The following is a 13,985-nucleotide window of genomic DNA, read 5'->3' on the forward strand; positions in this document are numbered from 1 at the left end:
ATGTTGCGTTATTTTCCGGCCATTGCCGGCTTGGCCATTACGGGGGCGCTGGCGCCGCAAGGGGCGCTGGCGGAAGCCCAGGGCGAGAACGCCAGGGGCGTCATCGCGCTGGACACCATTTCGGTGACGGGTCAGGGCCAGCCGGGGTCGGGCCCCAATCTCAACACGCCGACCCAGGCCGGCAGCCGTCTCAATCTGACGCCGATGGAAACGCCGGCCAGCATCGACATCATCAGCGGCCAGACCATCCAGGACCGCGGCCAGACCAATATTGAACAGGCCATCACCCAGAACGCCACCGGCGTCACCTTCATTGGCGAGCCCGGAAACGGCGGAACCGCCCTGTCGATGCGCGGCTTCACCGGCGCAACCTCCATCACCCGTCTCTATGACGGCGTGCGGATGTATGCGGGCGGGGGCGCCATCACTTTCCCCTTCGATACGTGGACCGTCGACCGCATCGACGTGCTGCGTGGCCCCGCCTCGGTTCTCTATGGCGAGGGCGCCATTGGCGGCGCCATCAATGTCATTCCGAAGAAGCCGCAGTTTGACAAACGCCGCAGCGAGATCATGACCTCGGCCGGCTCCTTTGGCATGTTTGGCGTTGGCGTCAGCAGCAACGGGCCCATCAACGACCGCGTCGCTTACAACCTTGGCGTGGTCACCCGCGGCAGCCGCGGTTGGGTGGAAGGCGACGACACCCGTTCGCTCGCCTTTTCAGGCGCAATTGCCTGGAAGGTCAATGAAGATCTGCAACTGACCCTGTCGGAAGATTATGGTTACAACGAACCGACGGCCTATTACGCAACGCCGCTGGTCAATGGCGAACTGCTGTCCAGCCTGCGCAAGCGCAATTACAATGTTGCTGACAATGATCTGCGGTTCAAAGACAATCTCACCCAGTTGCACGCCCGCTGGACGCCGTCCGACAATGTCGAGGTAAACAGCCGCACGTATTACGTTTCAAGCTACAAGAACTGGCGAAACGTCGAGAATTACACCTGGCAGCCGGCGACGCGCGATATCATACGCAACGATTACATCGCCATCCGCCATGAGTTCGAGCAGATTGGCAACCGCACCGACGCGAAAGTCCGCAGCAATATCTTTGGCATGGCCAATGAGACGGTGGTCGGCTTCGAACTCAATCATGTCGATTTCAAAAAATATGACAATTCGCCCTATCCAGGCTCCTCGATCGTTCCGCTGTTCGGCCGCGCGCCAGGATTTTTTGGGCCCTATACGATCAAGCAGACCATCGACGCAAAGCTCGATCAGTATTCGCTGTTCGTTGATAACCGGCTGAAGCTGAATGAACAGATCGCCATTATTGGCGGCGTGCGTTACGACAGTCCGCATCTGCGCCGGGACAATCCGTTCAAGGGCGATACGCTGACCAAAACCCTGGATTCCGTCAACTGGCGCATCGGCGTGGTCTGGACGCCGGTGAAGGATCTGGCCGTCTACGCCCAGTACTCCAAGGCAAGCGATCCGGTCGCCAGCCTGATTTCCTTCACCGACGCCGTGAAAAACTTCAAACTGCCGCAAGGCGAACAGATTGAGGGCGGGCTGAAAGCGACATTCCTTGACGGACGGGGCGAGGCGACGTTTTCAGCCTATCACATCGTCAAGAAAGACATGCTGTCGCGCGATCCGCTCAACTACAATATCGTGCGCCAGGTGGGCCAGCAGTCGTCGGAAGGCGTCGAGGCCGCCATCGGTTTTGATCTGGGCCACGGCCTGCGCATTGACGCCAATGGCGTGATGCTGCGTGCGCGCTATGATGATTTCGTTCAGGCAGACGGCGACTACACCGGAAAAACCCCAGCCAACGTCCCCCGTCGCGTCGCCAATATCTGGGCGAGCTGGACGTTCATGGACAACTGGACCGTGTTTGGCGGCCTGCAATACGTCGGCAAGACATGGGCCAATGACGCCAACACCATGACGCGGCCGGCCTATACGGTGGTTAACGCCGGCCTGCGCTGGAAGCCGCACGAGATGATGCAGCTCGATTTCAACGTGTCCAACCTGTTCGACACGATCTATGCGACCTCTGGCGCAGCGCATCACGAGCTGGCCTCATCCATGTGGCGCCTCGGCCCGCCGCGCACCGCCTCGCTGACCCTGCGCATGACGTTCTGACGGGGCGTTTTCCAGCACGGCGGGGGCGGCTTCGCGCCGCGAAAGCGCGCAAACCGCAGGCGGGTCGAAGCCCGCTTGCTCTGGAGTTTGCGCTCCGGGCGCTCCGGGCGGCCGCCGCCTGGCGGCGCGTCAGCCCGCCCGGGCGCGCCTGGACGGCATGGCGGGCAAAATGGCGTCTTGCAGCGCCCGCCCTTCCCTGGAGGTGAGGGCGAAGGCGCCGCCCACCCGGGTTTCCTCCACGAGGCGTCCATCGTCCATCACCAGCACGCGGTCGCAGAAACGCTCCGCCAGCCGCAGATCGTGGGTGATGAACAGATAGCCCACGCCCCGCTCGCGTTTCAGGCGCGCGAACAGGTCGAGCATCCGGATTTGCAGGTGAAGGTCGAGGTTCGAGACGGCTTCGTCCAGAATGAGCAATTGCGGCTCGGCCGCCAGCGCCCGGGCGACGCAGACCCGCTGCAACTGGCCGCCGCTGAGTTGCTGGGGGAGCCGGTCCGTGGCATCGGCCGGGAAGTCCACCGCGCGCAACAACGCCTGGATCTGCGTGGTTGCCGCGTCGCCGCTCAGGCCGCGCAAATGGCGCAGGGGTTCGGCGATGATCTGCGACACGGTTTCCCGCGGGTTCACCGCCCCCACCGGATCCTGGAACACCAGCTGCACGGCGCGGCGAAAGGCCCGCCAGTCCGCCCTGCCGAATGTTGATAGCGCCCGACCGGCGAAGCGCACCTCGCCGGCATCTGGCCGCTCCAGCCCGGCCAGCAGGCGCGCCAGGGTGCTCTTGCCGCAGCCGCTGCGGCCGAGCAGCGCCACGCATTCGCCGGGGGCAATATCCAGCGAAACCTGGTCAAGCGCGGTCTTGCCGCCCCGCCCCAGCAGGCCGTTACGATAGACGCGCGATATGCCGTGCGCGGCGATCAGGCTCATGCGGCGCTCCTGCCGGGGTACAGGGACAGGTGGGCGTCGCGAAGATCGCGCGTCGCCGGATGCGCCGGATGGTTGAAAATGTCCATGACCGGAGCGGTTTCGACGATGCGCCCGCCGGCCATCACCGCCACCCGGTCGGCCAGCGCGGCGACGACGCCCATGTCGTGCGTCACCAGCAGCACGCCCAGCCCCCGCTCCTGGGTCAGGCGCAGCAGCAGGTTCAGGATGTCGCGCTGGACGATCAGGTCGAGATCGGTGGTTGGTTCATCTGCGAAGAGAAACGGCGCGCCGCTGGCCAGGGCCAGGGCGATCATCATACGTTGCAACATGCCGCCGCTCATTTCGAACGGGTGCAGGCCCAGGATGCGGTCGGGGTCCTCCAGCCCGGCGTCCGCCATGGCGGCGCGGATGCGCTGTTCGCGGCTGGCGGTGGAAGCGCCGCGCGCGCCAGCGCCTTCCATGGCGTGCTGGCGCATGGTCCGCACCGGGTTGAAGGCGCTGCGCGGGTTTTGCAGGATGGTGGCGACAAGCCGGCCCCGGATATCAGCAGGCGCCTGTTCGACGCCGTCGACGAGGATGCTGCCGGCAGTGCGCCGCACGCCGGGCGGCGCGGCGTCGAGACTGGCGGCGCAGGTTAGCGACTTGCCGCAGCCGCTGGCGCCGACAAGGGCGAGGGTCTCACCGGCGCGAATGTCCAGCGACACATCCTCGACCAGCGTCACGGCGCGGCCATGGCGCGTCGTTTCCACAGTGAGCTGGCGAATGGCGAGGCGGGCAGGGGTGAGAGAAGGGGCGCCGGAAGAGGTCAATGGCCGTGCTCCGCGCGCAGGGAAGGATCAAGCCGGTCGCGCAGCGCGTCGCCCAGGGTGTTGAGGGCCATGACGCTGACAAACAGCGCCAGCCCCGGCCAGAACATCAGCAGCGGTTCGGTCCAGACATATTCGCGCGCGTCGGCGAGCATCACGCCCCATTCGGCGGTTGGCGCCGTGACGCCGAGGCCAAGGAATGACAGGCCCGAAACATGCAGCATGATGTGGCCAATATCGAGCGACGCCAGCACCAGCAGTTGCGCCATGGTTGCCGGCAGCAGGTGGCGGACGAAGGTTTGCGCAGGGCTGGCGCCGGCGAGACGCGAGGCGGCGATGAAATCCCGCCGCCGCAACGACAGCACGATGCCGCGCACCATGCGCGCATACCAGGCCCAGTGGGTCACGGCGATGGCGATGATGACATTGGTCAGCCCGGCGCCGAGCGCTCCAACCATGAACAGCGCCATGACAATGGTCGGAAAGGTCAGGAATATGTCCGCCACCCGCATGATGGCCTGATCAATCCGCCCGCCAAGGAAGCCGGCGGCGCCGCCGATGATGATCCCGGCCGTCAGGATCAGCGCCATGGCGACGGCCACGGAGCCAAGCGATGCGGCCGCGCCCGCCATAAGACGGGAGAGGATATCCCGCCCCAGATGATCCGTCCCGAGCCAGTGGACCGCGCCCGCCGGCTGCAGCCGGATGGCGAGATCGACGGCGTTGGGATCGTGCGGCGTGATCCACGGGCTCAGCATTGCGATGAGCGCGAGGGCGCCGGCGACGACGGCGGCTATCCGCGCCGGCCAGCGGGCCTCCCGCCAGAAGCTGGCGCGCCCGCGCGCGTGTGACAGGGGCGAATCGCTGGCCGCCCGTTCGCCCGCCAGTTCACCGTCCAGACTGCTCATGGCGCGCCCTCCGCCGCCAGCCGCACGCGCGGGTCCGCCCAGGCATAGACGATGTCGACGATCAGATTGCAGATGACGAAGATGGCGACCATCAGCAGGGTGAAGCACTGGATCACCGGATAGTCGCGGTTGAAAATCGCCGAGACCGCATAGCGTCCAACCCCTGGCCAGCCGAAAATGCTTTCGATGACCAGGGCGCCGCCGATCAGTTCGCCGACATACATGCCCGTGGCGGTGATCACCGGCAGCAGGGCGTTGCGCAGCACGTGCGACCGCTCCACCGCCCGCGGCGACATCCCCCGCAGCCGCGCCCAGGTCACATGGCGCTGGCCGGCCGCCTCCAGCATGCTGGCGCGCAGCAGCCGGGCGTTGATCGACAGGGTCATGAACGAAATGGCGGCGGCGGGCATGATGAGCGTGCTCCAGCCATCGCGGCCCATGGCAGGCAGCCAGCCAAGGTGAACCGAGAACAGCAGCGCCAGGAGGAAGCCCAGCCAGAAGTTCGGCATCGACACGCCAATGGCGGCGATCACCCGGACAATCTGGTCCGGCGGTCCATTGCGATGACGCGCCGCCCACATGCCGAGCGGAACCGAGACGGCGAGGGTGATGACCAGCGCGGCTCCCGCCAGTTGCAGGGTGGCGGGCAGATAATGCAGCAGATCCGGCAGCACCGGACGGCTGGTCACGTAGGACTGGCCGAAATCGAGCTGCAGCGCCTTCCACAGCCAGTCGGCGTATTGGGCGACCAGCGGCAGGTCGAGGCCAAGGGCGCGGCGCGCCGCTTCCAGCGCTTGCGGCGTCGGCGGCACGCGCGACAGGCGCAGATAATCCAGCGCCGGATCGGAGGGGCCAAGCCGCAATATCAGAAAGATAATGACGGACGCCGCCAGCAGCATCACCGGCAACAGCAGCAGGCGGCGCAGGATGAAGCCCATCATGGCCCAGCTCCGGCCAGGGTCGCTGGCGTCCCGGATTTTTCCGGCCAGGGCGCTCACGGCCTGGTCTCCGGCGCCTTGCCGATGCGTTCGAACGGAATTTCGCTGGCGATGGCGCCGAACGGCACCGGGCCAAGGCCCGGGCGGGCGACCGCGATGGCGGTGAGGTGGGTCAGCGGCAGATACACGGCCGATTCATGCAGGCGGGTAAGTATGTCGCGGTACAGCGCCCGGCGCTCTGTTTCGTCGCCGCTTCCAAGCGCCTTGCCGATCAGCCGGTCGATGTCGGCCTTGTCGGGCAGGCCGCGCTGCGCCTGGTAGTCGGCGTGGGCCGGCGCGCGCATGGAGCTGACGAAGGCGTGGGGGTCATAGGGCGGCCCCCAGGTGCGGCTGAAGATCATGCCGAAACGGCCGTCATGCTGCCGGGCGTTGATGCTGCTTTCCTCCTCGCCCACAAGCCTGACCCGCACGCCGGCTTTCGCCAGATCCGACTGGATGACCTCGGCCATGGTTTTCGACTGGGCGTCCGTGCCGGTGAAGGCCAGATCAATCTCCAGCGGAACGCCGTCCCGCGTGCGCACACGCGCCCCTTTCGCCAGGGTCCAGCCCGCGTCGTCGAGCAGCTTCGCCGCCAGCGCCGGGTCGTAGGCATAGGGCTTCAGGCCGATGTCGGCGTAAGGCGTTTCCGGCGAGAACAGCGCGTCGGCCCGGGTCTGGGTTCCGTGCAGCGCCCGCGTGACCAGCGCGTCCTTGTTGACCGCGTGATTGATGGCCTTGCGCACGGCGAGGTCATTGGTGGGCGCCGCATTGCTGTTCAGGGCAACCACCAGGGTTTCCATGGGCTTCGAGACGCTGGCGTTGACACCTTTCATCTGGCGCAGGCGCGCAAATGTGTCCGGGGAAATGGCGCCTTCAGAACCATAAATCAGGTCGATGGCCCCGGTCTGGAACGCCATGGCCCGGCTGTTGGCGTTGGGCGTCACCTTCACGTCCACCTCTGCAAAGGCCGGCCGCGCGCCCCAATACGCTTCGTTGCGGCGGAACAGGTCGTGCTCGCCGGGCGCGCTTTGCGCCAGCACCCATGGGCCGGTGCCAACGGGGGCGCGGACGCCGCTGCGCGTGCCGCCGTCCCGGAACTGTGACGGGGCGATAAAGCGGAATGGCCGGGGCAGCGCCAGTTCCTGCAGGGTCGGATAATAAGGCGCGCGCAACGTCAGCCGGACGGTGAGCGGCCCTGTCGCCTCCACCGAAACAATACGGTTCGCCAGCTCCAGCCAGCCATGGCTGGCCCGGTTGGCGAGGACGGCGCGGAAGTTGGCGACCACGGCACCGGCGTCGAAGGGCTCGCCATTGGAAAACGCGACGCCAGGGCGCAGATGGAACGTATAAACCTTGCCGCCATCCGATATCTCCCATGACTGCGCCAGCCAGGGGGCAATGGTTCCATCGGCCTGGTAACGCACCAGCGGTTCGTACACCATGGCCTGGGCGAACATCTGGTTTGGCGTATAAAGATGCGGATTGAGCGGGCCGACGTTTGTTGGCCACGAAAAGTTCAGGCGCTCACGGCCGGAGGCGCCCGACGATGCGGCGGGAAGGCTGGCGCCAAACGCGAGGCCGATTGCGACCACAGCAGTGAGGGCGAGGCGCTTTGTCATGCAAGATCCTGAATTGCGCCCGTTCAGGCGTCTGGGCCCGAACCTTCCGCGGGCAGTATGCACTTTTCATGGAAACATCATATGGGCGGCGCGTCCATATCTCCATTCCGGAAAAGTAAGGAACAGGGTAATAATGGGCGCCATCAGGTCCGGGCGACGCAAACCGCCCGAAGGCGCGCCAACGCCAGAGGCCCGACCCGGGCGGATGATCCTGGGGCGACGGCTTCATGGAGCTGTGGCGAAGCGCGGTGCGCGACGCCGGCAGCCGGTCGCGAACCCCGCAGGTTCGCCAGCGGCTCTGCACGGGATACGGCCAGGCTCCCGCGTTGGGGGCTCTCGCCTGTTCTGGCGCTGATCCGGTAACGTTCCGGAGCTGCGCGGGCGGGGCATTGGTCACTGGTCTGCAAGGAGACGGGGCGGGCATGCAACGGATCACCATCACCATCGACGACGATCTTCTGGCCGAACTTGACGACATGATGCGCCGGCGCGGCTATCCCAACCGCTCCGAAGCCTTGCGGGATCTGGCGCGCGCGGGCCTGAAGGAGGCGGCGCTTGGCGAGGGCGAAGCGGGCGCGTGCTTTGGCGTGCTGAGCTATGTCTATGACCACGAGGCCCGTGATCTGGCGAAACGCCTGACCAGCTCGCACCACCACCACCACGATATTTCCGTGGCGTCCCTGCACGTTCATATTGATGCGGGCCGATGCCTTGAAGTCAGTGTTCTCAAGGGGGCTATCGCAGAGGTTCGCCATTTCGCCGATGGCATCATTGCGCAGAAATCGGTTGAGCACGGGGAGTTGCAGCTCATTCCCCGCAGTGATGGCGACGCATGACGCGTCGACCCGGGCGGCGCGCGACGATCGCGGCGCCATGCAATCAGGAACTGGCGCGTCCGGCTGGCGCCTGGCGCGTTACGTCTGCCGGGATCTGACCGTCAAAGAAGCCATTGCGGATCGCCGGCGCAGCAGGCGCGCGCCCGCTCTTTCCGGGCCATGCCGGTCGTCCTGACAGATCCGGGCGGTTGGCGGATATCGTGCGCCTGACAGCAATATGGCGTGGCAGGAATGCTTCCGCCGCGCTGCCCCCCTGCAAATACTGATGTTGTATCCTCCCCGCGCGGGTGCATTCTGGACCGTTGAACATGGGATCTGCTGTGCTGTTCCCATGGCAACTGAAAACAGACGTGCGCGAAGCATGGCGTGGCGCGGCGGCAGATACTGGCTGCCGGCCTCCCGGGGGAAACTGAAACGATGGCGTTGCTGCAAGTTCTGCGTCCCACATTACCTATCCTGATCGGCGCCTCCGTCATGCTGACGTTGAGCATGGGCCTGCGGCAGAGCCTTGGTATTTTCATGCAGCCGCTGACCCGGGACATTGGCATCTCGGTGTCCGATTTCACGCTCGCGGTCGCGGTGCAGAATCTGGCCTGGGGGTTCCTGCAGCCGATCGCCGGCGCCCTGACAGTGCGGCACGGCTTCCGGACCATCATGGTGGTTGGCTCACTGTTCTACTGCGCCGGCCTTGTGCTGCTGGCCACGGCGCATGGCATGCTCAGCGTCACCATTGGCGGCGGCGTGCTGATCGGGGCCTCGCTTGCCTGCACGGCGACGGGCATCGGCATGTCGGTGACCACGCGCGCCGTGCCGGAATCCGTGCGCTCAACCGTGCTCGGCATCGTCTCGGCGGCGGGCTCGCTGGGCGCGCTGGTCTCGGCGCCCCTCGGCCAGATGCTCAACGACAGCTTTGGCTGGCGGGCTGGTCTGGCCGGTTTCGTCGTCCTGTCGCTGCTGATGATCCCGGCGAGCTGGTACGCCGGCCGCGTCGACAAAATCCCGCTGCCAAAGCCGTCGGCGAATGAGCTTGGCGCGGTCAGTCCGTTCACGGTGGTGAAAATCGCCTACAGCAACATGTCTTTCGTGGTCATGAGCGTCGCCTTCATGGTCTGCGGCATGCAGCTGGTGTTCCTGACGACCCATCTGCCGTCCTATCTGACGCTCTGCGGCATGGACCCGATGCTGAGCGCCCAGACGCTGGGCATGATCGGTGGGTTTAATGTGCTTGGCAGCCTGTTTTTCGGCTGGGCCGGCCAGCGCTGGAACAAGCTCGCCCTGCTTGGCCTGATCTATGTGCTGCGTTCGCTGACCCTGGCCTGGTACTTCATGTTGCCGCCGACGCCAGGCTCGACGCTGCTGTTCGGCGCCATCATGGGCTTCCTCTGGCTGGGCGTCAGCCCGCTGGCGGCGGGCGCGGTGGCCGAAATGTTCGGGATACGCTGGCAGGCCATGATCCAGGGCCTGTCGTTCATGGTCCACCAGCTCGGCAGCTTCCTCGGGGCGTTCGGCGGCGGCCTGCTGTATGACGCGCTTGGCTCCTACGACATGGCCTGGCGGGTGGGCGTGGCGCTTGGGCTCACCGGCGGCGTGGTCCAGATCACCTACGCGCTCATCCGGCCGTCGCGGCCGCCGGAGTTGCGGGCGGCCTGACGGGGCCCCCGCCAGCCAAACGGGTCGGGCAATCGGGCCAGATGCTGCTGGCCCTGGCCGTCGCGGGCGGTCAGACGCTCAGGCGCGCAGGGCGTCCCATTGTGCGTCGGTCCAGGCCAGCAGTTCACTGGGGCCGGCGCCGCCGAGGAGGCGCTTGCCGCCGTCGATCACGACCGCTTCGCCGGTGATGTAGCCGGCCTGGCCCGACGCCAGGAAGGCGCACAGATTGGCCAGCTCGGCGTGCTCGCCATGCCGGCCGAGCGGAATGGAGCGCTCGAGCGGCGCTTTCTGACGCTCCTCGGGCATGAGCTGCTTCCAGGCTCCCGGCGTCGGGAAAGAGCCCGGAGCCACGGCCACAAGCCGTATGCCATGCCGGCCCCATTCGACAGCGAGGCTGCGCGTCATCGCCAGCACGCCGGCCTTGGCCATGGCCGATGGCGCGGTGAACGGCGCGCCCTGCAGGGCGGACAGGGTCAGGATGTTGAGCACGACGCCGGGCCGTCCCTCTTCGATCCAGCGCCGGCCGCAGCCAATGGTGCAATAGGCCGCGCCATGCAGCACCGTATTCAGCACGGCGTCGACGGCGCGGTGCGACAGCAGATGGGTGCGCGCCAGGAAATTGCCGGCGGCGTTGTTGACGAGAATGTCGGGCGGGCCATCCCGCCAGATCTGCTCCATCATCGCCTCGACCGCCTCGCCGGAGCGGATGTCGCAGGCATGGACATCGACCCGCGCGCCGGTTTCGGCCGTGATCTCCGCCGCCGTCGCTTCCAGCACCGCGCGCCGGCGTCCGCACAACACCAGGGAAGCGCCTAGCTCCGCATAACGGCGGGCGATGCTGCGGCCAAGGCCGGTGCCGCCGCCAGTGACCAGCGCGCGCTTGCCGGCGAGCAGATCAGGCTGAAACATGGCAATCCTCCCGGATTTTATCTTTGGCCCTTGCGCAGGGGGCGCTGCCGGCGTTTCGCTCTGTCATAGCGCCGGCAGCGCAGGGAGGATACTTGCGCGCCATTCCGCATGAATGTTTCATGGATGTGAAAATGAAACAGGCGAGCCTTTCATGCCGGATGACGTCATCAAAACCGCGCGACGGCTGTTCGCCATCATCGAATATTTCGACGTCGTGCAGCGGCCGCTGAGCCTGAAAGATGTTTCCAGCCACTTTGACTATCCGGTGTCGAGCGCCTCGGCCCTGCTCAAGAGCATGGTGACGCTCGGCTACCTTGATTACGACCGCTATACGCGCACCTACATGCCGACCATGCGCATCGTGCAACTCGGCGGCTGGGTTCAGGGGGCGCTGTTTGGCGAGGGCAGCATCATGGCGCTCATCAAATATCTGAACCGGGAGACGGAAGAGACGGTCATCATCGGCACGCAGAGCGACCTCTACATGCAATATGTCCATGTCGCGCCGTCGCCGCACGCCATCCAGTTTTCCATGCGTCCGGGAACGCTCAGGCCGCTGGCCCGCTCGGGCCTTGGCCAGCTCATTCTCGCCGCCCGGCCGGAGGAAGCGGTCGACAGGCTGGTGCGCCGGATCAATATCGAGGAGGACGATCCCGCACGGCGCATCGTCTTTGGCGATCTGATGCAGCGCCTGCGCGAGATCCGCGCCGCCGGCCATGTCATCTCGCTGAATGTCGTGACAGAGGGAGCCGGGGTGATTGGCATGCTGTTGCCCGAGCGGCGACATGGGCGGTTGCTGACGGTCGGGGTTGGCGGTCCGGCCACGCGGCTGCTGGAGAAGCAGGATCGCATTCTCACCGCCATGCGCGCCGGCATCGCCCGGTTTCTGCCGGGAGATGATCTTGCCGGGCAATTTTCAGATATGTGCAAATGACCACAGTGATCTGAAAGAAGTGGATTTGCCTGCCGCTTCGCCCCATGCTGCCGCCAACATCAAAACACACAGACGCCGATGGGGAGCGGCATTGTGAATGGCTGCAAATGTATGCAGACGCAGGCTGACCTTGCGTAAAAACCGCATCATGTAGTGAATCTGAGGCCAGATAAGGTCTCTGACTGGCGGATTTTTGTCCGATTTCTGGTCGCGCCGGAAACTGGCGGCTGTTTTTGCGCCAGGAAGGCATTTTCTCCAAAAAATATGCTTCGGATCGGCGTCGCCCGTCGGTGAGCGGCGGCGGTGCGCCCGCTCCATTTCGTGAAGGAGAGCGCCTTATGGCGACCCGACGCAATCTGCCGTTTGATGGCGTCATGAGCGTTACTGGCTTCCCCAATGGGCCGCCGGTGAAGGCGGGGCCGGCGCTGGCGGATTTTCTCAGCGGAACCCATCTCTACGCTGGCATTGTCACGGCGCTTTACGAGCGCCAGTTCACCGGCGTCGCCAGGCTGGTTGAGGTGGCGATGCAGGAAGCGCTGTTTCCGACGCTCGCCTCCAACCTCACCTTTTTCTACAACAATGGCGCCGCGCCGCCGCGCACCGGTAACCGCCATGGCGGACTGGCTGTCGCGCCTTATAACGTCTACGCGGCCAGCGACGGCCATATCGCCATCATTGGCGTCCGGGACGTCCACTGGGACAATTTGCTGGCGGCGATGGGCCGGGAGGACCTGCGCGATGATCCCCGCTTCGCCACGCGCACAGCCCGCGTCCGCCATCTTGAGGAAACCGACGGGCTGATCGCCGGCTGGATGAAGCATCTCACCCGGGCGCAGGCCAGCGAGGTCCTGCGGCGGCGCAAGGCGCCGTCGGCGCCGGTGCGGGATCTCGTCGAGGTCGTCAACGATCCGCATATGCACGGGCGCGGCATGCTGGAATGGATCTACCATCGGGAACATGGGCGCATTGTCGCGCCGGGCAATCCCATCCGCTTTCATGGCGCGGATGGTTTGCCAGGCGCGATCTCGGCCCGGCTCGGCGCCGCTACCGACGCGGTGCTGGCCGACGAGTTGCAGATGCCGGAAGCCGAGATCGCCGCGCTGCGGGCGGAAGGCGTGATCGGCCCGCTTCCCGAACCGCAGGTCGCCGGCGCTGGCCGGGCTTCATCAGGAAAATAACATGGCGGATACGGACAGTTTCATCGTGGAGATGGCGGACAGGATGCTCGCCGCCCTTGCCGATCCGCAGACCATTATCCTGTCGCGTTCCGACGCCTGGAAACAGCGTCTGTGGCCGGAGCTGGAGCAGACGGGGCTGACGTTCGCCTGGGTTCCCGAAGCGCTGGGCGGGGCTGGCGCGCCCATGGCGGAGGCATTCGGCGTGTTGCGGGCCGCCGGCCGGGCAGCGCTGGCGGCTCCATTGGCGGAGACCATGCTGGCCGGATGGCTGCTGGCGCAGGCCAACCTCGACGCGCCGGCTGGTCCCATGACCGTGGCCCCGGCAACGCCCGATGGCGCGCCCCTGACCATCGACGCCCGGGGCCGCCTTGGCGGCGTCGCCCGCGCGGTTCCGTTCGGCGCCGAAGCCGGACATGTCGCCGTGCTGGCCAGGGGGCCGGACGGCATGGCCGTTGCGCTTGTCCGCGCCGCTGACGCGGAGGTTACGCCAGGCTCCGGCCTCGGCGGCGATCCCGCCAATACGGTGACATTCACCGACGTGGTTCCCGTTCGGGTCGGGGCCGTGGACCTTGCTGTCGAGGACCTGATGCTGATGGGGGCGGTCGTCCGCGCCCAGCAGATCGCCGGCGCCCTGGAGACCATGCTCGCCCTGTCGGTCCGCTATGCCATGGACCGGGTGGCCTTTGAAAAGCCGATCGCCAAATTTCAGGCCGTTCAGCACAACCTCGCCAGGCTGGGCGGCGAGGTTGCCGCCGCCGTTGCTGTCGCCGCCTCGGCGGCCGACACGATCAGCGAAACGGGCGTCACGGGCGAGGCGGCGTTGCTGGAGGCGGCGTCGGCCAGGATCCGGGCCAGCGAGGCCGCGGAAACCGGGGCCGCCATCGCCCACCAGGTGCATGGCGCGATCGGTTTCACTGACGCGCATGTCCTGCACCGGCTCACGCTGCGCGCGCTCGGCTGGCGCGATGATTTCGGCAACGAAACCTGGTGGAGCGTCCGGCTTGGCCAGTTTGTCGCCGCTGGCGGCGACCAGCGGCTCTGGCCGCTGCTGGCTTCACGCTGACAGGAAGCGTTGTCCAGCGGGCCGGCCGCCGTTTCG

General features: G+C 66.2%; 12 protein-coding genes. 6 read left to right on the forward strand and 6 right to left on the reverse strand.

The window, feature by feature from the left end:
- On the forward strand, positions 1-2,145 hold the full coding sequence (locus tag ACERNI_RS09415) for a TonB-dependent receptor (protein WP_448833030.1): 2,145 nt from the start codon (positions 1-3) through the stop codon (positions 2,143-2,145).
- A gap of 129 nt (positions 2,146-2,274) precedes the next feature.
- On the opposite strand, the gene nikE is transcribed toward ACERNI_RS09415, so the two are convergent.
- Genes nikE through nikA form a run of 5 tightly spaced genes read right to left on the reverse strand, consistent with a single transcriptional unit; the run spans position 2,275 to position 7,379 of the window.
- The gene (gene nikE / locus ACERNI_RS09420; RefSeq protein WP_448833031.1) at positions 2,275-3,069 is read right to left on the reverse strand and encodes a nickel import ATP-binding protein NikE; all 795 of its coding nucleotides are present in this window, start codon (positions 3,067-3,069) and stop codon (positions 2,275-2,277) included.
- The gene (locus ACERNI_RS09425; protein ID WP_448833032.1) at positions 3,066-3,878 is read right to left on the reverse strand and encodes an ATP-binding cassette domain-containing protein; all 813 of its coding nucleotides are present in this window, start codon (positions 3,876-3,878) and stop codon (positions 3,066-3,068) included. Before ACERNI_RS09425 ends, nikE begins: the two co-directional genes overlap by 4 nt.
- The gene (gene nikC, locus ACERNI_RS09430) at positions 3,875-4,783 is read right to left on the reverse strand and encodes a nickel ABC transporter permease subunit NikC (protein ID WP_448833033.1); all 909 of its coding nucleotides are present in this window, start codon (positions 4,781-4,783) and stop codon (positions 3,875-3,877) included. Before nikC ends, ACERNI_RS09425 begins: the two co-directional genes overlap by 4 nt.
- Complete coding sequence (nikB, locus tag ACERNI_RS09435) at positions 4,780-5,724, reverse strand: nickel ABC transporter permease subunit NikB (protein WP_448833150.1); 945 nt, start codon at positions 5,722-5,724, stop codon at positions 4,780-4,782. The genes nikC and nikB overlap by 4 nt, the downstream gene beginning before the upstream one ends.
- A 53-nt stretch (positions 5,725-5,777) precedes the next feature.
- Positions 5,778-7,379 (reverse strand): nickel ABC transporter substrate-binding protein, encoded by a 1,602-nt coding sequence (gene nikA, locus ACERNI_RS09440; RefSeq protein WP_448833034.1) that lies wholly within the window; start codon positions 7,377-7,379, stop codon positions 5,778-5,780.
- Positions 7,380-7,801: 422 nt separating this feature from the next.
- On the opposite strand from nikA, the gene nikR reads away from it, so the two are divergent.
- Positions 7,802-8,215, forward strand: a complete 414-nt coding sequence (nikR, locus tag ACERNI_RS09445; protein WP_448833035.1) for a nickel-responsive transcriptional regulator NikR — start codon at positions 7,802-7,804, stop codon at positions 8,213-8,215.
- A gap of 417 nt (positions 8,216-8,632) precedes the next feature.
- Positions 8,633-9,865 carry an MFS transporter gene (locus ACERNI_RS09450; protein WP_448833036.1) on the forward strand — a complete coding sequence of 411 codons (1,233 nt, stop codon included), beginning with the start codon at positions 8,633-8,635 and terminating at the stop codon, positions 9,863-9,865.
- Between the two features lie 78 nt (positions 9,866-9,943).
- Here the strand turns inward: ACERNI_RS09450 and ACERNI_RS09455 are convergent, their stop codons facing one another.
- Positions 9,944-10,774 carry an SDR family oxidoreductase gene (locus ACERNI_RS09455; RefSeq protein ID WP_448833037.1) on the reverse strand — a complete coding sequence of 277 codons (831 nt, stop codon included), beginning with the start codon at positions 10,772-10,774 and terminating at the stop codon, positions 9,944-9,946.
- A 151-nt stretch (positions 10,775-10,925) separates the two neighbouring features.
- Between ACERNI_RS09455 and ACERNI_RS09460 the strand changes: the two genes are divergently transcribed.
- The 3 genes from ACERNI_RS09460 (at position 10,926) to ACERNI_RS09470 (ending at position 13,949) form a co-directional block, all read left to right on the forward strand.
- Positions 10,926-11,708 (forward strand): IclR family transcriptional regulator, encoded by a 783-nt coding sequence (locus ACERNI_RS09460; RefSeq protein ID WP_448833038.1) that lies wholly within the window; start codon positions 10,926-10,928, stop codon positions 11,706-11,708.
- 338 nt (positions 11,709-12,046) lie between these two features.
- Positions 12,047-12,886, forward strand: a complete 840-nt coding sequence (locus tag ACERNI_RS09465; RefSeq protein ID WP_448833039.1) for a CaiB/BaiF CoA transferase family protein — start codon at positions 12,047-12,049, stop codon at positions 12,884-12,886.
- Between the two features lies 1 nt (position 12,887).
- Positions 12,888-13,949, forward strand: coding sequence for an acyl-CoA dehydrogenase family protein (locus ACERNI_RS09470; RefSeq protein WP_448833040.1), 1,062 nt, complete (start codon positions 12,888-12,890; stop codon positions 13,947-13,949).
- Positions 13,950-13,985 lie beyond the last annotated feature (36 nt).

The sequence above is a fragment of the Camelimonas sp. ID_303_24 genome (assembly GCF_053543495.1).

Excerpts from the sequence above, each read along its gene's own strand:
- nikA (WP_448833034.1), bottom strand. The coding sequence starts at position 7,379 with ATGACAAAGCGCCTCGCCCTCACTGCTGTGGTCGCAATCGGCCTCGCG.
- ACERNI_RS09415 (WP_448833030.1), top strand. The coding sequence starts at position 1 with ATGTTGCGTTATTTTCCGGCCATTGCCGGCTTGGCCATTACGGGGGCG.
- ACERNI_RS09455 (WP_448833037.1), bottom strand. The coding sequence starts at position 10,774 with ATGTTTCAGCCTGATCTGCTCGCCGGCAAGCGCGCGCTGGTCACTGGC.
- nikE (WP_448833031.1), bottom strand. The coding sequence starts at position 3,069 with ATGAGCCTGATCGCCGCGCACGGCATATCGCGCGTCTATCGTAACGGC.
- nikB (WP_448833150.1), bottom strand. The coding sequence starts at position 5,724 with ATGATGGGCTTCATCCTGCGCCGCCTGCTGCTGTTGCCGGTGATGCTG.
- ACERNI_RS09470 (WP_448833040.1), top strand. The coding sequence starts at position 12,888 with ATGGCGGATACGGACAGTTTCATCGTGGAGATGGCGGACAGGATGCTC.
- nikR (WP_448833035.1), top strand. The coding sequence starts at position 7,802 with ATGCAACGGATCACCATCACCATCGACGACGATCTTCTGGCCGAACTT.
- ACERNI_RS09465 (WP_448833039.1), top strand. The coding sequence starts at position 12,047 with ATGGCGACCCGACGCAATCTGCCGTTTGATGGCGTCATGAGCGTTACT.
- ACERNI_RS09460 (WP_448833038.1), top strand. The coding sequence starts at position 10,926 with ATGCCGGATGACGTCATCAAAACCGCGCGACGGCTGTTCGCCATCATC.
- ACERNI_RS09450 (WP_448833036.1), top strand. The coding sequence starts at position 8,633 with ATGGCGTTGCTGCAAGTTCTGCGTCCCACATTACCTATCCTGATCGGC.
- nikC (WP_448833033.1), bottom strand. The coding sequence starts at position 4,783 with ATGAGCAGTCTGGACGGTGAACTGGCGGGCGAACGGGCGGCCAGCGAT.